The 13,890-nt window shown below is 35.4% G+C and carries 23 protein-coding genes; 6 read left to right on the top strand and 17 right to left on the bottom strand.

Annotated features, from left to right (window positions below; all coding sequences use genetic code 11):
- Positions 1–98: 98 nt before the first annotated feature.
- The 7 genes from J2S74_RS14330 to J2S74_RS14300 form a co-directional block, all read right to left on the bottom strand.
- The gene (locus J2S74_RS14330) at positions 99–1,001 is read right to left on the bottom strand and encodes a ThiF family adenylyltransferase (RefSeq protein ID WP_307326524.1); all 903 of its coding nucleotides are present in this window, start codon (positions 999–1,001) and stop codon (positions 99–101) included.
- A gap of 64 nt (positions 1,002–1,065) precedes the next feature.
- The gene (locus J2S74_RS14325; RefSeq protein WP_307326522.1) at positions 1,066–1,722 is read right to left on the bottom strand and encodes a hypothetical protein; all 657 of its coding nucleotides are present in this window, start codon (positions 1,720–1,722) and stop codon (positions 1,066–1,068) included.
- The gene (locus tag J2S74_RS14320) at positions 1,723–2,352 is read right to left on the bottom strand and encodes a hypothetical protein (RefSeq protein ID WP_307326521.1); all 630 of its coding nucleotides are present in this window, start codon (positions 2,350–2,352) and stop codon (positions 1,723–1,725) included.
- 58 nt (positions 2,353–2,410) lie between these two features.
- The gene (locus tag J2S74_RS14315) at positions 2,411–3,520 is read right to left on the bottom strand and encodes a hypothetical protein (RefSeq protein ID WP_307326519.1); all 1,110 of its coding nucleotides are present in this window, start codon (positions 3,518–3,520) and stop codon (positions 2,411–2,413) included.
- The gene (locus tag J2S74_RS14310; RefSeq protein WP_307326517.1) at positions 3,474–4,049 is read right to left on the bottom strand and encodes a hypothetical protein; all 576 of its coding nucleotides are present in this window, start codon (positions 4,047–4,049) and stop codon (positions 3,474–3,476) included. The genes J2S74_RS14315 and J2S74_RS14310 overlap by 47 nt, the downstream gene beginning before the upstream one ends.
- A 20-nt stretch (positions 4,050–4,069) precedes the next feature.
- Positions 4,070–4,402: a hypothetical protein gene (locus J2S74_RS14305; protein ID WP_307326515.1), complete on the bottom strand. Its 333-nt coding sequence runs from the start codon at positions 4,400–4,402 to the stop codon at positions 4,070–4,072.
- A gap of 75 nt (positions 4,403–4,477) precedes the next feature.
- Positions 4,478–4,783, bottom strand: coding sequence for a hypothetical protein (locus J2S74_RS14300; RefSeq protein WP_307326513.1), 306 nt, complete (start codon positions 4,781–4,783; stop codon positions 4,478–4,480).
- A 364-nt stretch (positions 4,784–5,147) separates the two neighbouring features.
- Here J2S74_RS14300 and J2S74_RS14295 point away from each other — a divergent pair, with 364 nt between their 5' ends.
- Genes J2S74_RS14295 through J2S74_RS14280 form a run of 4 tightly spaced genes read left to right on the top strand, consistent with a single transcriptional unit; the run spans position 5,148 to position 6,147 of the window.
- Complete coding sequence (locus J2S74_RS14295) at positions 5,148–5,321, top strand: hypothetical protein (RefSeq protein WP_307326511.1); 174 nt, start codon at positions 5,148–5,150, stop codon at positions 5,319–5,321.
- 22 nt (positions 5,322–5,343) lie between these two features.
- Positions 5,344–5,637: a response regulator transcription factor gene (locus J2S74_RS14290; protein WP_307326509.1), complete on the top strand. Its 294-nt coding sequence runs from the start codon at positions 5,344–5,346 to the stop codon at positions 5,635–5,637.
- Positions 5,638–5,655: 18 nt separating this feature from the next.
- Entirely contained in the window at positions 5,656–5,928 is a 273-nt protein-coding gene (locus J2S74_RS14285; RefSeq protein ID WP_307326507.1) for a hypothetical protein, read from the top strand.
- An 18-nt stretch (positions 5,929–5,946) separates the two neighbouring features.
- Complete coding sequence (locus J2S74_RS14280; protein ID WP_307326506.1) at positions 5,947–6,147, top strand: hypothetical protein; 201 nt, start codon at positions 5,947–5,949, stop codon at positions 6,145–6,147.
- 71 nt (positions 6,148–6,218) lie between these two features.
- Here J2S74_RS14280 and J2S74_RS14275 read toward each other — a convergent pair whose 3' ends face one another.
- The 8 genes from J2S74_RS14275 to J2S74_RS14240 form a co-directional block, all read right to left on the bottom strand.
- A complete protein-coding gene (locus tag J2S74_RS14275) occupies positions 6,219–6,593 on the bottom strand; it encodes a hypothetical protein (RefSeq protein ID WP_307326504.1) in 375 nt (124 codons plus the stop codon).
- A gap of 20 nt (positions 6,594–6,613) precedes the next feature.
- A complete protein-coding gene (locus J2S74_RS14270) occupies positions 6,614–6,745 on the bottom strand; it encodes a hypothetical protein (RefSeq protein WP_307326502.1) in 132 nt (43 codons plus the stop codon).
- Between the two features lie 24 nt (positions 6,746–6,769).
- Positions 6,770–7,237, bottom strand: coding sequence for a hypothetical protein (locus J2S74_RS14265; RefSeq protein ID WP_307326501.1), 468 nt, complete (start codon positions 7,235–7,237; stop codon positions 6,770–6,772).
- 1 nt (position 7,238) lies between these two features.
- Positions 7,239–7,883, bottom strand: a complete 645-nt coding sequence (locus J2S74_RS14260; RefSeq protein ID WP_307326499.1) for a hypothetical protein — start codon at positions 7,881–7,883, stop codon at positions 7,239–7,241.
- A 32-nt stretch (positions 7,884–7,915) separates the two neighbouring features.
- Positions 7,916–8,179, bottom strand: a complete 264-nt coding sequence (locus tag J2S74_RS14255; RefSeq protein WP_307326497.1) for a hypothetical protein — start codon at positions 8,177–8,179, stop codon at positions 7,916–7,918.
- Between the two features lie 406 nt (positions 8,180–8,585).
- Complete coding sequence (locus J2S74_RS14250) at positions 8,586–8,870, bottom strand: hypothetical protein (protein ID WP_307326495.1); 285 nt, start codon at positions 8,868–8,870, stop codon at positions 8,586–8,588.
- 34 nt (positions 8,871–8,904) lie between these two features.
- Complete coding sequence (locus J2S74_RS14245) at positions 8,905–10,068, bottom strand: phosphoadenosine phosphosulfate reductase domain-containing protein (protein WP_307326493.1); 1,164 nt, start codon at positions 10,066–10,068, stop codon at positions 8,905–8,907.
- Positions 10,069–10,212: 144 nt separating this feature from the next.
- Positions 10,213–10,923 (bottom strand): hypothetical protein, encoded by a 711-nt coding sequence (locus tag J2S74_RS14240; protein ID WP_307326491.1) that lies wholly within the window; start codon positions 10,921–10,923, stop codon positions 10,213–10,215.
- A 466-nt stretch (positions 10,924–11,389) separates the two neighbouring features.
- Between J2S74_RS14240 and J2S74_RS14235 the strand changes: the two genes are divergently transcribed.
- Positions 11,390–12,436 (top strand): hypothetical protein, encoded by a 1,047-nt coding sequence (locus J2S74_RS14235; protein WP_307326489.1) that lies wholly within the window; start codon positions 11,390–11,392, stop codon positions 12,434–12,436.
- A gap of 135 nt (positions 12,437–12,571) precedes the next feature.
- Complete coding sequence (locus J2S74_RS14230) at positions 12,572–12,736, top strand: hypothetical protein (RefSeq protein WP_307326487.1); 165 nt, start codon at positions 12,572–12,574, stop codon at positions 12,734–12,736.
- Positions 12,737–13,088: 352 nt separating this feature from the next.
- On the opposite strand, the gene J2S74_RS14225 is transcribed toward J2S74_RS14230, so the two are convergent.
- Together J2S74_RS14225 and J2S74_RS14220 are read right to left on the bottom strand one after the other, a co-directional pair.
- The gene (locus tag J2S74_RS14225) at positions 13,089–13,247 is read right to left on the bottom strand and encodes a hypothetical protein (RefSeq protein ID WP_307326485.1); all 159 of its coding nucleotides are present in this window, start codon (positions 13,245–13,247) and stop codon (positions 13,089–13,091) included.
- A gap of 19 nt (positions 13,248–13,266) precedes the next feature.
- Positions 13,267–13,773: a metalloprotease family protein gene (locus tag J2S74_RS14220; protein WP_307326484.1), complete on the bottom strand. Its 507-nt coding sequence runs from the start codon at positions 13,771–13,773 to the stop codon at positions 13,267–13,269.
- Positions 13,774–13,890: the final 117 nt, after the last annotated feature.

Here is a 13,890-nt window from a genome sequence, read left to right as displayed (position 1 = left end):
TCTTTCCACACGATAATCCGAATACCCGTTATTTTAAATTACACTTACTTTTTAACATGAAAAATAGAGAGCGATCCTAAGATCACTCCCTTTTATCTTTATCTATTACTCCCTTTTTGGCGAACTTCTTTTAACTTATTGATTGATTCGTCTTGAATAAATACAGGTCTACTACCGCCATATTGAGCATTAAATTCAATTCTATGGCTATAAATACTACCTGTGTGTAAAAGGTTATTTATATACGTTGCAGCAACTTCAGCGGCTAAACGATTCGTGTCTACACGCTGAGGGTTGTTGATCACTGCTTCTCCACAACTTTCGTCTGGAAAAGATGAACCTGCATCCTCTAATATATTTGAATAAACACTTCCGACTGGTGGAAGGATGACTTCGCCTCTGTTTTTAACTCCTACTACACATTGGCCGCCAAACCCTGAGTTTCGAATAGAACGTTTTTCATCCTCTGTCAATTGGTTGGTAGCTTTGTTCGTAATAGATACTCCTTCAACACCGAGATCGAGGTAAATAAGATTATCCACGTCTGGTAAGTTAAAAAATTCATCAAACAATTGTCGGCTTTTATTATTATCAACCATGCCACAAAGAATCGGAATAACTTGAGTTTCGTTACTTATATCTTCAATTGGTGGAAATAAAGCTTTTAACATATCAATCGATTTAATATACTCAGTAACTCTCTTGATATCCAAGTTATAGTGTTCCCCGTATCTCTCCGCTAAAGCTACACACTTATATTCATCAATATCATCTTTATCGAAGAGTTGATTGCCAAGATTCTTACGTTCTACTTTGTCTTTATCTACAATCGTAATATCTACATCTAATGTTGGAACGGAAGAATGTGAAAAGGAATCAAGTTTAGCTCTAATGTTTTGAAGAATATTTCTAAGGAAGTGGCTGCCATTCGCGCCAGTTCCAGCAATAATTATTTGGAGTAAAATACGTCGCTTTTCTTGTATGACTAATGGTTTTGGCATATGAATATTCCCCTTTCTTTAGATATAAACTTAAGGAGAAAGCAATAAAGCTTCCCCCTTAAGTTTAGTCTACTATTTGAACCCTATCGTCCCACTCTTCAGGATAAGAAGTGTCTGTTGGTGTAAGTGTTGGATTTTCAAAAATATAATCCAATGGGAGTGAAATAAACTCTCCATTACACCCAACTCGCAACTTCATTTGTGGTTCATCATCTTGTAATCTACCGACTACTGCATATAGCATAAATGCTTTTTCGTTTTCATCATCAGTGATTGAAAAGTAAGCCTCCATGCTGTTATGGGAGTGAATATGCATCACTCGTACATAACGGTCATTATGCATGTATTCAGTATCATACTCAGCGTCAATATGAACTTTATTGACCTTTTGATAAGGACACTCAACAATGTACTCTTGAGTTTCTCTATCATAATACAGCTGTACCATAACCTCGTTTTGTTCCCAATCCGTACAATACGTTCGGAAAAAGGAAAGGACTTGAGTTAGAATATCCCCTGATATTTTCGGTAGACGATATTGAAAGCCAGGTTTTATTTCCTCAAGCTCTCTTACATACGTCTTTTTAGTCACCAATCGACCAAAAGGATTATCCCTAACTTCGTATAGTTGGCCGTCTTGACCAGCTATAACATTTAAAGGCTTTAGGTTTCTTGCTTTGAGAAATTCGCTACCTTTCCAAAAGAATCCTCGAATACCCAATTACATCAACCCCTTAGCGGTTCCAGATACATCCGGGTATACTCTCTTTTTCTTTTTATCGCGAAGATCCCATTTCGTGCGTGCCTCTGTCATTTCAAAAAACTCCTCTTCCATCTTTTGACGGAGTTCTTCTAAAGTAACTTCTCCAGAAGTCGGCATTGGGTCGAAGAACTGATCTACAGTGAAAGTTTGAGCAGCGTAATGTACAGTCCAATCTCCTTCAACCTTAAAGGTTTTAGGGTCCACTTTAGTGGTAGCAGACTTCTTTGTACCACCTTTACCCTTAGAGGTAGATGTTGTTGTACTAGAAGATCCTTTTTTAGAAGTAGCCTTAGATTTAGATTCCTTCTTTGGTTCCTCTTTTTCCTCCTCTTTCTTTTCCTTTTGATCAGTTTTAGACTTACTCTCTTCTGTTTTTGGATCAGCAGCAGAAATAAAATCATCTCCAAACAAACTAAATTGTCCATCAGAAGTAACAGCTAAATCTTCTTCCTTCTTTTTATTTGTTTGCGCCTTGGCTTCAACAGATTCGACTTTAGTTTCCTCTTCTTGCTTAGGTTCTGGAGTTGTAACCTCTACTTCTTTTTCCTCATTATCAGCGAAAAATTGATCCAATACATTTTTAGACATTTAAATTTCCCCTTCCCATATTTTAATAGGTAATTTTTTATTTGAATTTAAATAATAACTAAGCCATAATTTGCTCTTTTACCGTTAAACCAGTTTCTTCTAGCAACGAATCATCAAAGCTCTTACCTTGTAATGAAGCAAATACATCTCTTAAGTTTTTGCCTCTATAAAGGTGATCGTTTGAAGGGCTGTTGATGAATAAAAATGGTTTTGTTGTCAGTTGGTGAATATCTTTTATGGGTTCCCCATAAATATCAGGCCAACAAGCTCTAAAATCACCGTAGACGTTGCTAAACGGATAACGATATATCTTAGTCTCAGGTTTGATGACTGTATCCTTAACAGCGTAAATACGAGCTGTTCTAATCCGTTGCTGAGGTGTTACATGGAATTCAAACAGCATTTTTGGATGACCGACATTCTCGTATTCGGTGTTGTGGTACTTAACATCAAACTTCTGTTTATCCACTTCAATCACACATATTTTAGTGCCATCGAGTTCCTCCATATAAAGAACACAGTTCTTTGGGAGAATAGGACTACGGACTACTTTTCTTTCTTTTAGATATGGAGCAAGAACAGACCTTACCCAATCTTGTTCAGCTTTACCCGCAAGGATATGGAACATCGATTTTATGACATCTTGACGTTCTTCCTTTTTTGCTATGTTTAAGGTTGACTGAAGAACTCTTGTCACTAACTCTCCCTTTGCATCTGTTACATTCAATCGTTCTAAGAGTGTTAGAAATAGGAAATCGAATGTTTCAGGCTCTTTGAGGTCCTCCACTCTTTGTAAAACAAGAGATAGTAACTGACTCAATGTTTCAGGTGCTAATTGGGAAATATCGAACCTTTGAGCAGTAGTCTTAAATATCTGTCCTACCACGGAAAGATTCTCTTCACTTTTAGCGCGTTCATAAAAAATGTTGAGTAGGCGCATAATGCTTTTTTCGTCCTTCTCTGATATGATAGGCTCAAGAACTTCTTCTATCATGCCACCATGATTGACGACAATTTCCAATAGCTCTTCAGGCTCTATCATCTCCATTAAGGCAAAAAGCAGCTCTCTCAATCGGATTTTACTCTCTCCAACGACTAGTTGGTTTTGTAGTCTTTTGACTTCAACTAGCGAGTTGTCTTCTGGAATGGTTATTTGAGTTGCTATCATAGCTCTCATCCTCTCTCACTTTGTTTCTCTTTTCGATAACCTTCTCTTCTAATCGTTTATAGAAGTCATCGTAATCATCGAAAAAACCTTGAAAGAACCCAAAATCTCCCTCAACCAGTACATTTAAACCGAATTCAGTAAATGTATTGGAAACATTAACTTCAAAATAGTCGCACCAAAGTTCTTTGATTGGTGATAAAATCCAATCTTTCTCCTTTGTTGCCTCTTCATCTGAAAGATGTTGAGTTAACTGATACCATTCTTCTACGAGTGGAATGCGAATAGTAAAAATGATAGGTTCGAAGCTATCTTCGAATCCTCTGTCATCCTCAATGCAAATTGGGCAATTAAAAAATAGACGGAGCCCATCATAGAAGAAGCTATCTTGCTTTGCGAATTCCGCTACGAAACAACGATCACTTGGAAATGGCTTCCCTAAATCATGGAGTCTTTTAGCAATTGCTAAATTATCCAAAGTCAGCATGTGCCGGAATAGCACTTCTGATGTTAGGAATAAACTCTTCCCCATAGTTAAAAACCTCCTCTGATTTAAAAGAACCGACGCTTTTTCTTTCGTGGTTTCAAATCATAATCAGCAATATTTTTCAGATGAGCTTTTCTGTTAATTTCAGTCAACAGATTATCGATGTTGGTTAATTCATCATCAGTGCAATCATCTGATTCATAACTCACCAGTTCATCCATAGCTCGATCCACATCACTTAAATCAAAAGAGCTAAAATCAACTTCTCCTACATTTGATTGTGCTGAATAACAAGCTATATAAAGAACATTCATGGCACTTTCTACTGGTTCGACTTTTTCTTCTCGAACAGACAGTTCACTCACTCTCAAAAAGAATTTGTTAAGGTCGGCTTTCAAGCGTTCCCTCTCCTTCCTTATGAAATAAAAAAAGAACGAACAACATTATCGTCATTCGTTCCTCACTCTCCCCTTTTAAACAGGGACGCTTTCAATTTGTTCTAACTCCTCTAATTCCTCAATCGAATACCATTCACCGTTAAAGTAAAGACCATTCATTTTAACGGTAACGAAAAAGTCATGATGATGATTTGAGAGGTACTTTAACACATTGTTTAAATTCACGGTATCTTTAAGTTCTATAATAGACCCAAATGTATCATTAAAAGTTGTACCATAATCATCACCTAGGGTGTACCCTATTTCTTCCTCGTTAGTTTTTTGGCCACTACTTTGTACATTAGTAAATACTTTGTAATGGAAGTGTACTCTGTTAGCCATTAAATCTCTCCCTTCAGAAAGTGTATTTTTGGTGTTTTTGAACGTAAAAACGCCCACAACAAAGACCAAAATAGTTCCATAAAAAATGGAAATGAACCTACTATTATCGTAGATTTTGGTCACTCTTGTGAGCGGATTTAAACATTAGATGGTCCATTTGACGCGTGTCTAGGACTAGAAGGATTGAAAATTAAAGTTAAAGTATAAGATTATTTTAGCATTGTATGAAAAAAAAGAAAAGTAGACAAGAGAAATTTAACATGTTGTAAATTTGCTGGCGCTAAAAAACTAAAATTATAATTTAATTAACAATAGAATTTCTTGAACAGACTATGACTTCTATTTAAAGAAGGTGGGATAAAGAATGGCTATACAAACTAAGGGTGGAAAAGAAATAGAGATATTGGGTAAGGATTATAAGTCTTTTCTAATTCATGTAAAAATTGATGGTAAATATCAAGTATACCAGTTTTCATTCAATAAAAATCGCAGGGAATACTTTAAACTTAGCAATGAAGAAATAATTTGGCTAGATTAAAACTATAAAAGGGGTGATTAGAATGGCATACGTATTAGACGGCTTAGAGGTAAATTTGGAAAATTCAAATCAAATATATATTGAAACGGTAAGAGAAAACGTCGCAATTCCTTGCAAATTAACTAAAAGAGAAGAAGAGATACTCATTATAATGTCTATCTATGGTTCTTCTAATCAAGAGCTTTCTAATATGCTATATCTATCAGACAGTACAGTTAAAAATCACATACGAAACATCCTAAAAAAAACTAAAAAGAAGTCAACGAGAGAACTTTTAGCATTGGTTATGTCGCACGCATTTAAGTTAATTAAATAAATAACGGGAGGTAATAAAGTGATTTGGTCTTTTGAATTTTTAGGTAGGAGTGAAGATCGAGCTTATTTTTGTATTATGACTGATGATGAGCAAAACAATGGTCAAGGAGTGAGTGTCCGTTACCATTACTATGCAGAAAACGCAGACAACAGCTTAACGAAAATAAACTATATGCAAGTTCCTACATTTAGAAAAAAGCCGGCGCGCCAAGAAGCAGCTCTACTTATGGATAGAGTTATTCGCTTCTTTAATGGCTGGATACCTTCAAACATTCAGCTAATGAACAAATGAGTTATAAAGGAGAAGATGATGAGTAGAAGAACAAAAAATGATATAGAAAAAATGAGAGAAATATGCACCGAGTATTTAAACAAAAACAATAACGAACCTCATGCAGCATATGAAGATATGATTAAAGAGCATTTGATAAGTGTAAAATCTATCCCCTCCTGTATCCGAGGTGTAAAAGATTTTATAAAGGTTTCAAAGGAATTGAAAGCTGTACTCTAAGATTTTAGTAATAAGAAAAAACGCCTATGACCCAATAAATAAGTCAAAGGCGTTTTTTGGTGAATAAAAAGTTATTGTTTTATTTTCAACATGTTTGGACCTAGTAAGTTATATTGACTTCCTTTTGAGTCCTCAACAATAAGTTGTGAAACTGTTTTATGAGCTTCTTCTTGAACTTTAACAACAACAACCTCTTTATTCCTTAATTTCTTCTTTACTCCCTCGATGTCCTTCACGACATAAGTTTCTCCAACCTTGATATCATTCCAAGTTAAATACTTATGAGTTTCGGCAACATTGTCCAGTGTTTCATTAATAATCTGATCAACACCAAGTTCATATAAAGTCGATTCCACTCTACTATTAACATCGTCTATTTGATTTTCTTCGAGGTATAAACCTTTAACGAAAGCTGCTTCTCTGATTTGTTCTTTAAGATTCATCACTATTATCACTCCTATTGTTATTATTCCTTCTCTGACAAAAGAGTAGCGGTTGACTCTAATGAGCCATCACGTCGTAACTCCACAACATCATAATAAGCGTACTCTTTAGCCTGTTCTGGCGTTTCCGCAGTCACTTCAATCTCAATCGTCACACGATAAGTTTTTGCCACTGTTCATCACTCCTCATCTGTTTTTGAGAAATACTCTTTTTTTACTTCCGGTTCCGTAATATCAATCAATTCATGGTTAGGGCATTTGTTTGGACACAAAGAAAACTCAGCCCCCTCGACCAGCTCCCTACTTTTGAATTCTTTTTCACATCTTTCACAAAAGTAAATAGCTCTGTGTTCCCCAAACAATTCATTGATATATTCGTTACAACGATCCATGAAAGCCGAATGAATTATGATGTCCTCTTCTAACCTGGAGCAAATGGTTTGAACATCTTTATCAGTAAAATCATATCCGCTTGATCCAAGAATCGCTTTTACCGTTTCGTAGTAAGGGTTCATTTGGATAATCTTTTTTTCTGAAAGATCATTCCCTCTTTTTAATTCCTTTGCAATACTCTCTAAAGCACGAATGCCTTTAGGAATTGTTCCTTCTACAAACCTTCTGCCTCCAACGGTGTCAAAAAAGTTCATACTATCTCCCGCCCTTTCGGTTATTTTTTAATTCGTAAGCTATCAACATTTCCCCTGACATATGACTAATGACAGCAGCTTGTTCTATAACCTCAGACTCATTCGTTCCTCTGAAAATGCCTAAAACATGCTCGCCAGTTGTATCGTGCCAACCTTCTTCATCCCCTGCGTCAGATTCGGGAGAATCCGCAATTTGAGTATCGCGAACAAACTCACTGTTCACTACTACAAGGTAATCATTTAATGATTCTTCCTTGTATTCTTCTTCAGGGAATGCCACAGAAAACGCAGAACTCTCGATATCTTGAAACTCATTATGGTAATATTCCTCTATACAAACAGGTCGCCATCCTTCATCAAAGAGTCCTTCGTTATTAGCATCCTGAATGTAATAGTCATAGGACTTTATTAAACTAATCCGTACATTATGGTCCAGTTCATCCAAAAATGAATTTTGGTTAGAGGAATAATCTTCACTCTCTACCTTTACAACTTGTTCACCATAAACAAACATATCACCCAACTCGATTTCTTCGTTGTGAACGTCAACTGCTCTACTAATAGCTTGTTCCTCTGTTGAACCTTCAGGCATGTGAACAATAATTGATTTCTGAAATGTTACAACCACTTCTTTTTCTTTTTTCATCTTTGAATCTCTCCCTTTTGAATAAGTAATTTTTAAGAACCAAAGCTACGGAAATTTCTCATGCTATCATTGATTGTTCCTGAAATAACGTAGTTTTTAAGACGTTTTTGTAATTCCAATCGTCTTTTTGCCTTTGATTGTCTAATGACTTCTTTGATTCTTTGTTTCTCTCCTAATGCAAGGTTGTTGTTATCCAAAATAATCTCTCCCTTTTTCAAAATTGAATTTGGTGTTTTAGTAATAAAAAAAGGAATGCGTAAAAAACTACACATTCCACTAACAGTTAAACCGTCCATTAACCCGCTTATACAAGTTTCGCTGTTTCAATCATTTGTTTGATCCGATTTAAATCCTCTCCTTTTTTTAAAAAAGTAGTTTGGTGTTTTTGAGCGCGAAAAAAATGCCCTCAATTGAAAGACCAATAAACCTTCGCCAATACGAAGAAAGTCTACTAACGTAGATTGGTTCTCTCAATTAAGAGCATTTTAAATAAATTATCCCTATGTCGCGTGACGGGGATCGTAAAAAGAAATTAAGTAGATTAATATATTCATATTTTATCAAAGATTACTTTAAAATAACAAGTCATTTGATGAATTTACCTTACACTAAAAGTCGATATTTTGCGATAGCTTTCTGAAGCATAAGTTTACCAAAAAAAGAGAGCAAGCCTTTGTAAAAATGACTTACTCCCTAATCCGTTTAGAACAAACTTAATTGTCCATCTTCCTCTTCTCCTAAGTCTAACTTTTCTTTGGTTGATTCTTCATAAGGATTATCAGTACCACCGTTTATTTCTTTTAAACTTACACGAAACATAGTGGCTCCCGACTCATCATAAGGCTGTTCTAATTCTAACTGGATCGGTAGAAAATGATGTTGGTATATGGTAGGATGGTCCACATGAGTTACCGTCCCATATCCCTCACATACATCCGTTTTTATAAACACTCTATCTCCCTCTTTTGGTATAGTAGAGGTCATCATAATTCATCACTCCTCATTTATTTTAAACATTCTTTTAAAATATAGAAGCAATCTCTTCTTCAGGTTGGTTCTCCGAGTAGTCGAAAAAGCAACCACATCCTCCGATCAAATCGGATTCATCAAGTGTACATTCAAGAACCGAGTTGTTTTTAGCCTTCCTTTTTCTCTCCTTCTCTTTCTCTATCCTCTGTTTCGTAAAGTAACCAGGATAGGAATACGATTCAAAAGGAGGGCCTTCCACATCGTATTTTAATTCTCGAATTGGATACGGAATACTTACGCCATCATAAGACTTCTTCATAAAAGCGTACTGTTTCATTTCCAAATCTTCAGGATGGCTGCTAGAAGCACCTGGATGAATATAGAGCTTCGGTTTTTTAGTCCTACCGTAAAAATAGTCACGATAAGCATCATCCAGTTCTTGAAGCATAATTTCTTGAACATCTTTTGGTAGCGGATCTTCTACTTTTTCATTTGTAATGTAACGATAAGCAGAAACACAAACTTTCAAATGATGTTCTTTCTCCATGATATCTTTAAAGCGTTCAGGCATAGTTTTTAAAAGTAACTTGTAATGTTGGTGTCCCGCCTTAACACATCTTCCACCGCAATTGTTATGGCTGAAACCGAGATCGTACAACTTTGCACGCTTGATGTTATATTTATCTAATACTTCATCCACATCGACAAAGTTATCGATTAAAGGTGCTTGCACACGAAATGGAGCCCAATTCTTTGTTATGGAGTCAATTCTATGAGCCTCCATAAAATCAATTCCAAAGTAAAGGATTGGATCGTTCCTAAAGTTCTCGTCTTTTAAGAAATGCTTATTTCTCCACTCTACAACAGGCGGCTCAATTCCCTTTTTAATGAAGTCTGAAGCAACTTTCATTTTAAGGATTTTCGAACAATCTCCTATCATAGAATTAAACAGCAATTTCTTCTCGAACATTAACTCAATAGGACTTAATCCTGCTGAATGTGTAAGGAGAGGTAATTGTAGCCTATCCGAAGCGTCCTTGATGAATCGATAAAGATCTGGATCCTCCCATTTAACATCTTGAAATAGAAGTACTATGTTATCATTTGGGAATTTTTCCTTTACATAATCGGCAACAGCAAAGCTTGAGTTCCCACCTGAGAAAAAAATGACATGATGGCGACTCTCACGTTCAAACAATGATAATTGCTCTCCCATTTAAAAAACCCCTTTATCACAAGACCAGTTTGGTCAGTGTATTTTGATAATGCCTTCCCATCGTTATCTAAAAACGATAGTTTAATTTCATCATCAATATCTAAATGACTATTTTCTCTAAGAAAAAAATTCTGCAACAAAACTTTAGTCACGTTCTTTAAAAGTAGCTGTTGTGGGATTTATTAATAAATAATAATCTCCGTGAGCATAGCCACAGAATTCGCTGGAAAACCAAGCTAGAACGTAACCACCATCACGCACTTCAACACTAACGGTCCAATCCCGTTTATCTCCATTTAATTGATACCGATAGTCCTTCTTGTTCTCAAACGCATCTTTAATAGAGTCAATAACGTGTTTAGGGAAGCGGTTTTTAATGTTAATAACCCCTAACTCTAAACCCCTTAGCGATTCAGGATTATCTTTTAAGTTTGGCCATGCGTTTGGATGAACCCGATTCAATAATTTTTTGATCTTCCTGAGTTCAGCAGCCTCTCTATCTTCTTTTTGGATAGAAAGTCTTTTAATTTTACGGTAATCAAAATTACTAACAGCATAGCCTGATGACTTGAAAAAGGTGTACGCAAAGATCCCGCTTGTCGATTCAAAGAATTTCACCTTCATTTCCTTGAAATCTTTTGCTTTTCGCCTGTTCACTTGTACTCTGACCTTCCCCGAGAACTCCACTTTGATTTTTTGATATGGAAATGGTTTATCATAACCCATGACACTTTCAAGCTCATTAAATGCTGCTTTGACATCTTTTAATGATGGGTTATCAAGTTTAATCTCATATTCTCGTAAAGTGTTCTTTTGTACTTCCGCTTCACATGAAAGGTCTAAAGCTAATTGCATTCGACTCACTCTCCCTTTTGGATAAACAAAAAAGAGAATCCGTTAATCTCGGTTCCTCTCACACTTAATTATTAGTATTAAGTGAATTAAACATTACTCTGAATGGTGTTTAAGTATATTTTTCCTCCTTTCATCTTTGTTTTAATGGTGTTTTTGGACGCAAAAAAATCGCGAGCCAACTGCAATGACCAAAAAACAACAAAAGTTTGCTATCCATTAGTAAGATAGTTTGGTCGTTCCAGTTGAACGCGATTTAAAATTAAGGATTATATATTAATCAATTGTGTTAATGAAAACACTTAGCTGACCGTAGTCGCGTGACCTCGGTTAGAAAAAAAAATTAAGTAATAATATAGTTTTAATTATAGCAAACTTGTGATTCGGTTGCTATATTTAACCCCTTCAAAATTTTCCAAAGACCTTAAAATACAGTACAATAGTATTAGATACTAAGGAGGTGGAGCAAATGGGAGAAGCTTTTCAACCTATCAAAAAAGCATTATATATCTCTATTTTGTTCGCAATTATTGCCATTCCCGTTTTAGCTATTATTCAATGGGTAACACCATATGAAAATACCCCGTTTACAAGCTATATGGAGCTTTTATCAATTATTTGGGAATACACTTTAGCTTGGGGAGATTGGTTAATCATATTCGTGTTAACATACTTTCTAGTAACATCTATCAAAACTTATTATGATATAGCTGAGAACCTTAGAATGCGACACTTTGGACTTGAATATATAAGGTGGTCTAGCACACCTTATATTGCTCCGTTACACTTTTATTATCTAATGACAACGCCTAATTCGATTTCAAGTAGACTCGACCATATGGCAAATAATGACTTCTATCAAGATGTTGTTGATACCTTTAGAAATCGTGTATATATGGACGCTAAATATACTCAAGAAGAACCTAATCCTAAACCAAATATGCTTCAAATTGTAGGTTTCAAACCGCTTGTTCCAGTCATTATAGGAGTTGGAGTAGTTATTAGTTTTTTCTACTTACTTTATGACGCTAAACCTATAAATGAGTGGTTTACTGGTTGGGAGAAATTTGCGATCCCCTTCCTCTTGTTTCTGTTAGTATGGGTATCACAAATTATATATGCTATATGGAATTTCGGTAGACACAAAACATACGATAGGATGGTATTTCAATACTTTGAAACTGAAAATCCCAAAATTCGTTGGAGGGAAGTATTCCCTGATAGAGAGAACGGAAAAACAGTTATTAAAGCGTGGAAAGCAGCTAGAGAAAAGAAACAAAGATACTATGAGTACCTCAGAGGTCGTCCTATCATCCACAATGATGTACTTGAATATGACAATCCTGCCATCGCACCATTCCCCTACCCTCAAGATGAAGTGCCTGAGTGGGCAGACGATATGGAGGAACACGTTATTCAAAGTGAGTATGGATGGAAACAAGAAAAAATTGAACATAACCGAGAAGTAGAGAAAAAGACCAAAGGGAAAGTAGTTAATTTTAATCGTGGAAAGTAACCTGTCCCCCTCCTCTATTTTTGTAGAGGAAGGGGGATTTTATGGTTTAATATTTTCTTGGCATTTCTTTTATAATTAAATTACACTAGATACAATGCAAGGGCTATTCTATAAATATAAGGGAGGATTGATCCTATGAGAGAAATAGAGGTTAAACTAACCAACGGTCTAACAATCGGTATATTTAATTATGATGGTAAACCTGTTTTGAGTCTTGAAGATGAAAATGGGGATTTTATTGCAACTGGTGAGTTTAGCGATGAGCAATTAAAGAGGTTGCGTGAACTCGCTTCAATGTGATGAACAGGGCTTAACCGATTATTATTAGTAATAAAATTGTTTATAAAGTTGACGTATCTATCCAACCCGTTTATTATAATAAATACATAGGGAGATTCCTCTTCCTTTGGGAATCTCTCCTTTTAAAAGTATTTGGTGTTTTTGGGCCTATATCGATACGGTCTAAATGAGAAATTGGGCTTCTGTTAGCGGCTTCTCCCTGCTAATTGAAGTCCTTTTTCTTTAAGTTTAATTTTTATTAAATGGGGTTCAAGCCAACGGTAATGATATAGAAAAACGATAGGCTTTTTTAGTCAAGGAAAATCCCCTCAAAACCTTTAATTAGTTTCAAGGGGATTTATTTTTTATTATATTACTCCGCTTTAAAATCGGACGTATCAATTCTTACTTGGGGTGAGGAATTTAATTCCACTTTCTCTTCTTTGAGTTCCGCTTCCTTAACTTCTATACCTCCGCGTATATTCATAAGTTCCTCTTCAGTTAAATTCCGAAAATAATTAGTTGTTTTCATTTTTATATCCCTCCGAATTTTAATAAACTTCTAAATCTACACCATGACACTTAAATGTATTTTCTTTGAAACGAATAGCTGTAAATAGATAAGCAAAATCTGCATAACAAGCAAGTGTATGACCTACAAGCATAGTAACCATTAACTTTTGCATAAGTTCAGGTCCAGGTATTAATGCGCCCATACCAAATACTAAACTCAGTATAATGAAAGGGGCAACTGTAATAAAGAACAATTCAAAACTATTCAAATCTCTTTCTGGTTTGCAAAAAGGATTAATTTTATTGAATGTTAAATCACAACGGATCCCTAACATCTTACCTGCTAAATAATGAAGTCCTTCATGCGGGTAGCGCACAAGTACATTCATAAGAACAAAAAGCAAAAGGTATACTGGTTGTTCAGCAGACATAACAGGAAGTACAAAATATATGCTTAACCAAACAGCAAAAACGAGTCCAAGAAATAAACAAAATGTCTTATGAAATTTATTTTTTTCGAGATTAAATTCATATTTTTTATTCATCGCAATGCTCTGACATGAGCAAAGGGAGAGGATATGCCTCTGACCCTTAGTAAAAGTAAAGATTACTCAAGTCAGAGGCTATCCACCTCCATGAAATATGATTTTTACTACCTATTC

It is taken from the genome of Evansella vedderi (genome assembly GCF_030813435.1).
GTDB classification, from domain to species: Bacteria; Bacillota; Bacilli; order Bacillales; family Salisediminibacteriaceae; genus Evansella; species Evansella vedderi.
This window is presented reverse-complemented; position numbering and strand designations above follow the sequence as displayed.

Excerpts from the sequence above, each read along its gene's own strand:
- J2S74_RS14255 (WP_307326497.1), bottom strand. The coding sequence starts at position 8,179 with ATGGACGGTTTAACTGTTAGTGGAATGTGTAGTTTTTTACGCATTCCT.
- J2S74_RS14300 (WP_307326513.1), bottom strand. The coding sequence starts at position 4,783 with ATGGCTAACAGAGTACACTTCCATTACAAAGTATTTACTAATGTACAA.
- J2S74_RS14330 (WP_307326524.1), bottom strand. The coding sequence starts at position 1,001 with ATGCCAAAACCATTAGTCATACAAGAAAAGCGACGTATTTTACTCCAA.
- J2S74_RS14235 (WP_307326489.1), top strand. The coding sequence starts at position 11,390 with ATGGGAGAAGCTTTTCAACCTATCAAAAAAGCATTATATATCTCTATT.
- J2S74_RS14225 (WP_307326485.1), bottom strand. The coding sequence starts at position 13,247 with ATGAAAACAACTAATTATTTTCGGAATTTAACTGAAGAGGAACTTATG.
- J2S74_RS14295 (WP_307326511.1), top strand. The coding sequence starts at position 5,148 with ATGGCTATACAAACTAAGGGTGGAAAAGAAATAGAGATATTGGGTAAG.
- J2S74_RS14230 (WP_307326487.1), top strand. The coding sequence starts at position 12,572 with ATGAGAGAAATAGAGGTTAAACTAACCAACGGTCTAACAATCGGTATA.
- J2S74_RS14290 (WP_307326509.1), top strand. The coding sequence starts at position 5,344 with ATGGCATACGTATTAGACGGCTTAGAGGTAAATTTGGAAAATTCAAAT.
- J2S74_RS14265 (WP_307326501.1), bottom strand. The coding sequence starts at position 7,237 with ATGAACTTTTTTGACACCGTTGGAGGCAGAAGGTTTGTAGAAGGAACA.
- J2S74_RS14310 (WP_307326517.1), bottom strand. The coding sequence starts at position 4,049 with ATGGGGAAGAGTTTATTCCTAACATCAGAAGTGCTATTCCGGCACATG.
- J2S74_RS14260 (WP_307326499.1), bottom strand. The coding sequence starts at position 7,883 with ATGAAAAAAGAAAAAGAAGTGGTTGTAACATTTCAGAAATCAATTATT.
- J2S74_RS14250 (WP_307326495.1), bottom strand. The coding sequence starts at position 8,870 with ATGATGACCTCTACTATACCAAAAGAGGGAGATAGAGTGTTTATAAAA.
- J2S74_RS14320 (WP_307326521.1), bottom strand. The coding sequence starts at position 2,352 with ATGTCTAAAAATGTATTGGATCAATTTTTCGCTGATAATGAGGAAAAA.
- J2S74_RS14220 (WP_307326484.1), bottom strand. The coding sequence starts at position 13,773 with ATGAATAAAAAATATGAATTTAATCTCGAAAAAAATAAATTTCATAAG.
- J2S74_RS14240 (WP_307326491.1), bottom strand. The coding sequence starts at position 10,923 with ATGCAATTAGCTTTAGACCTTTCATGTGAAGCGGAAGTACAAAAGAAC.
- J2S74_RS14315 (WP_307326519.1), bottom strand. The coding sequence starts at position 3,520 with ATGATAGCAACTCAAATAACCATTCCAGAAGACAACTCGCTAGTTGAA.
- J2S74_RS14280 (WP_307326506.1), top strand. The coding sequence starts at position 5,947 with ATGAGTAGAAGAACAAAAAATGATATAGAAAAAATGAGAGAAATATGC.
- J2S74_RS14245 (WP_307326493.1), bottom strand. The coding sequence starts at position 10,068 with ATGGGAGAGCAATTATCATTGTTTGAACGTGAGAGTCGCCATCATGTC.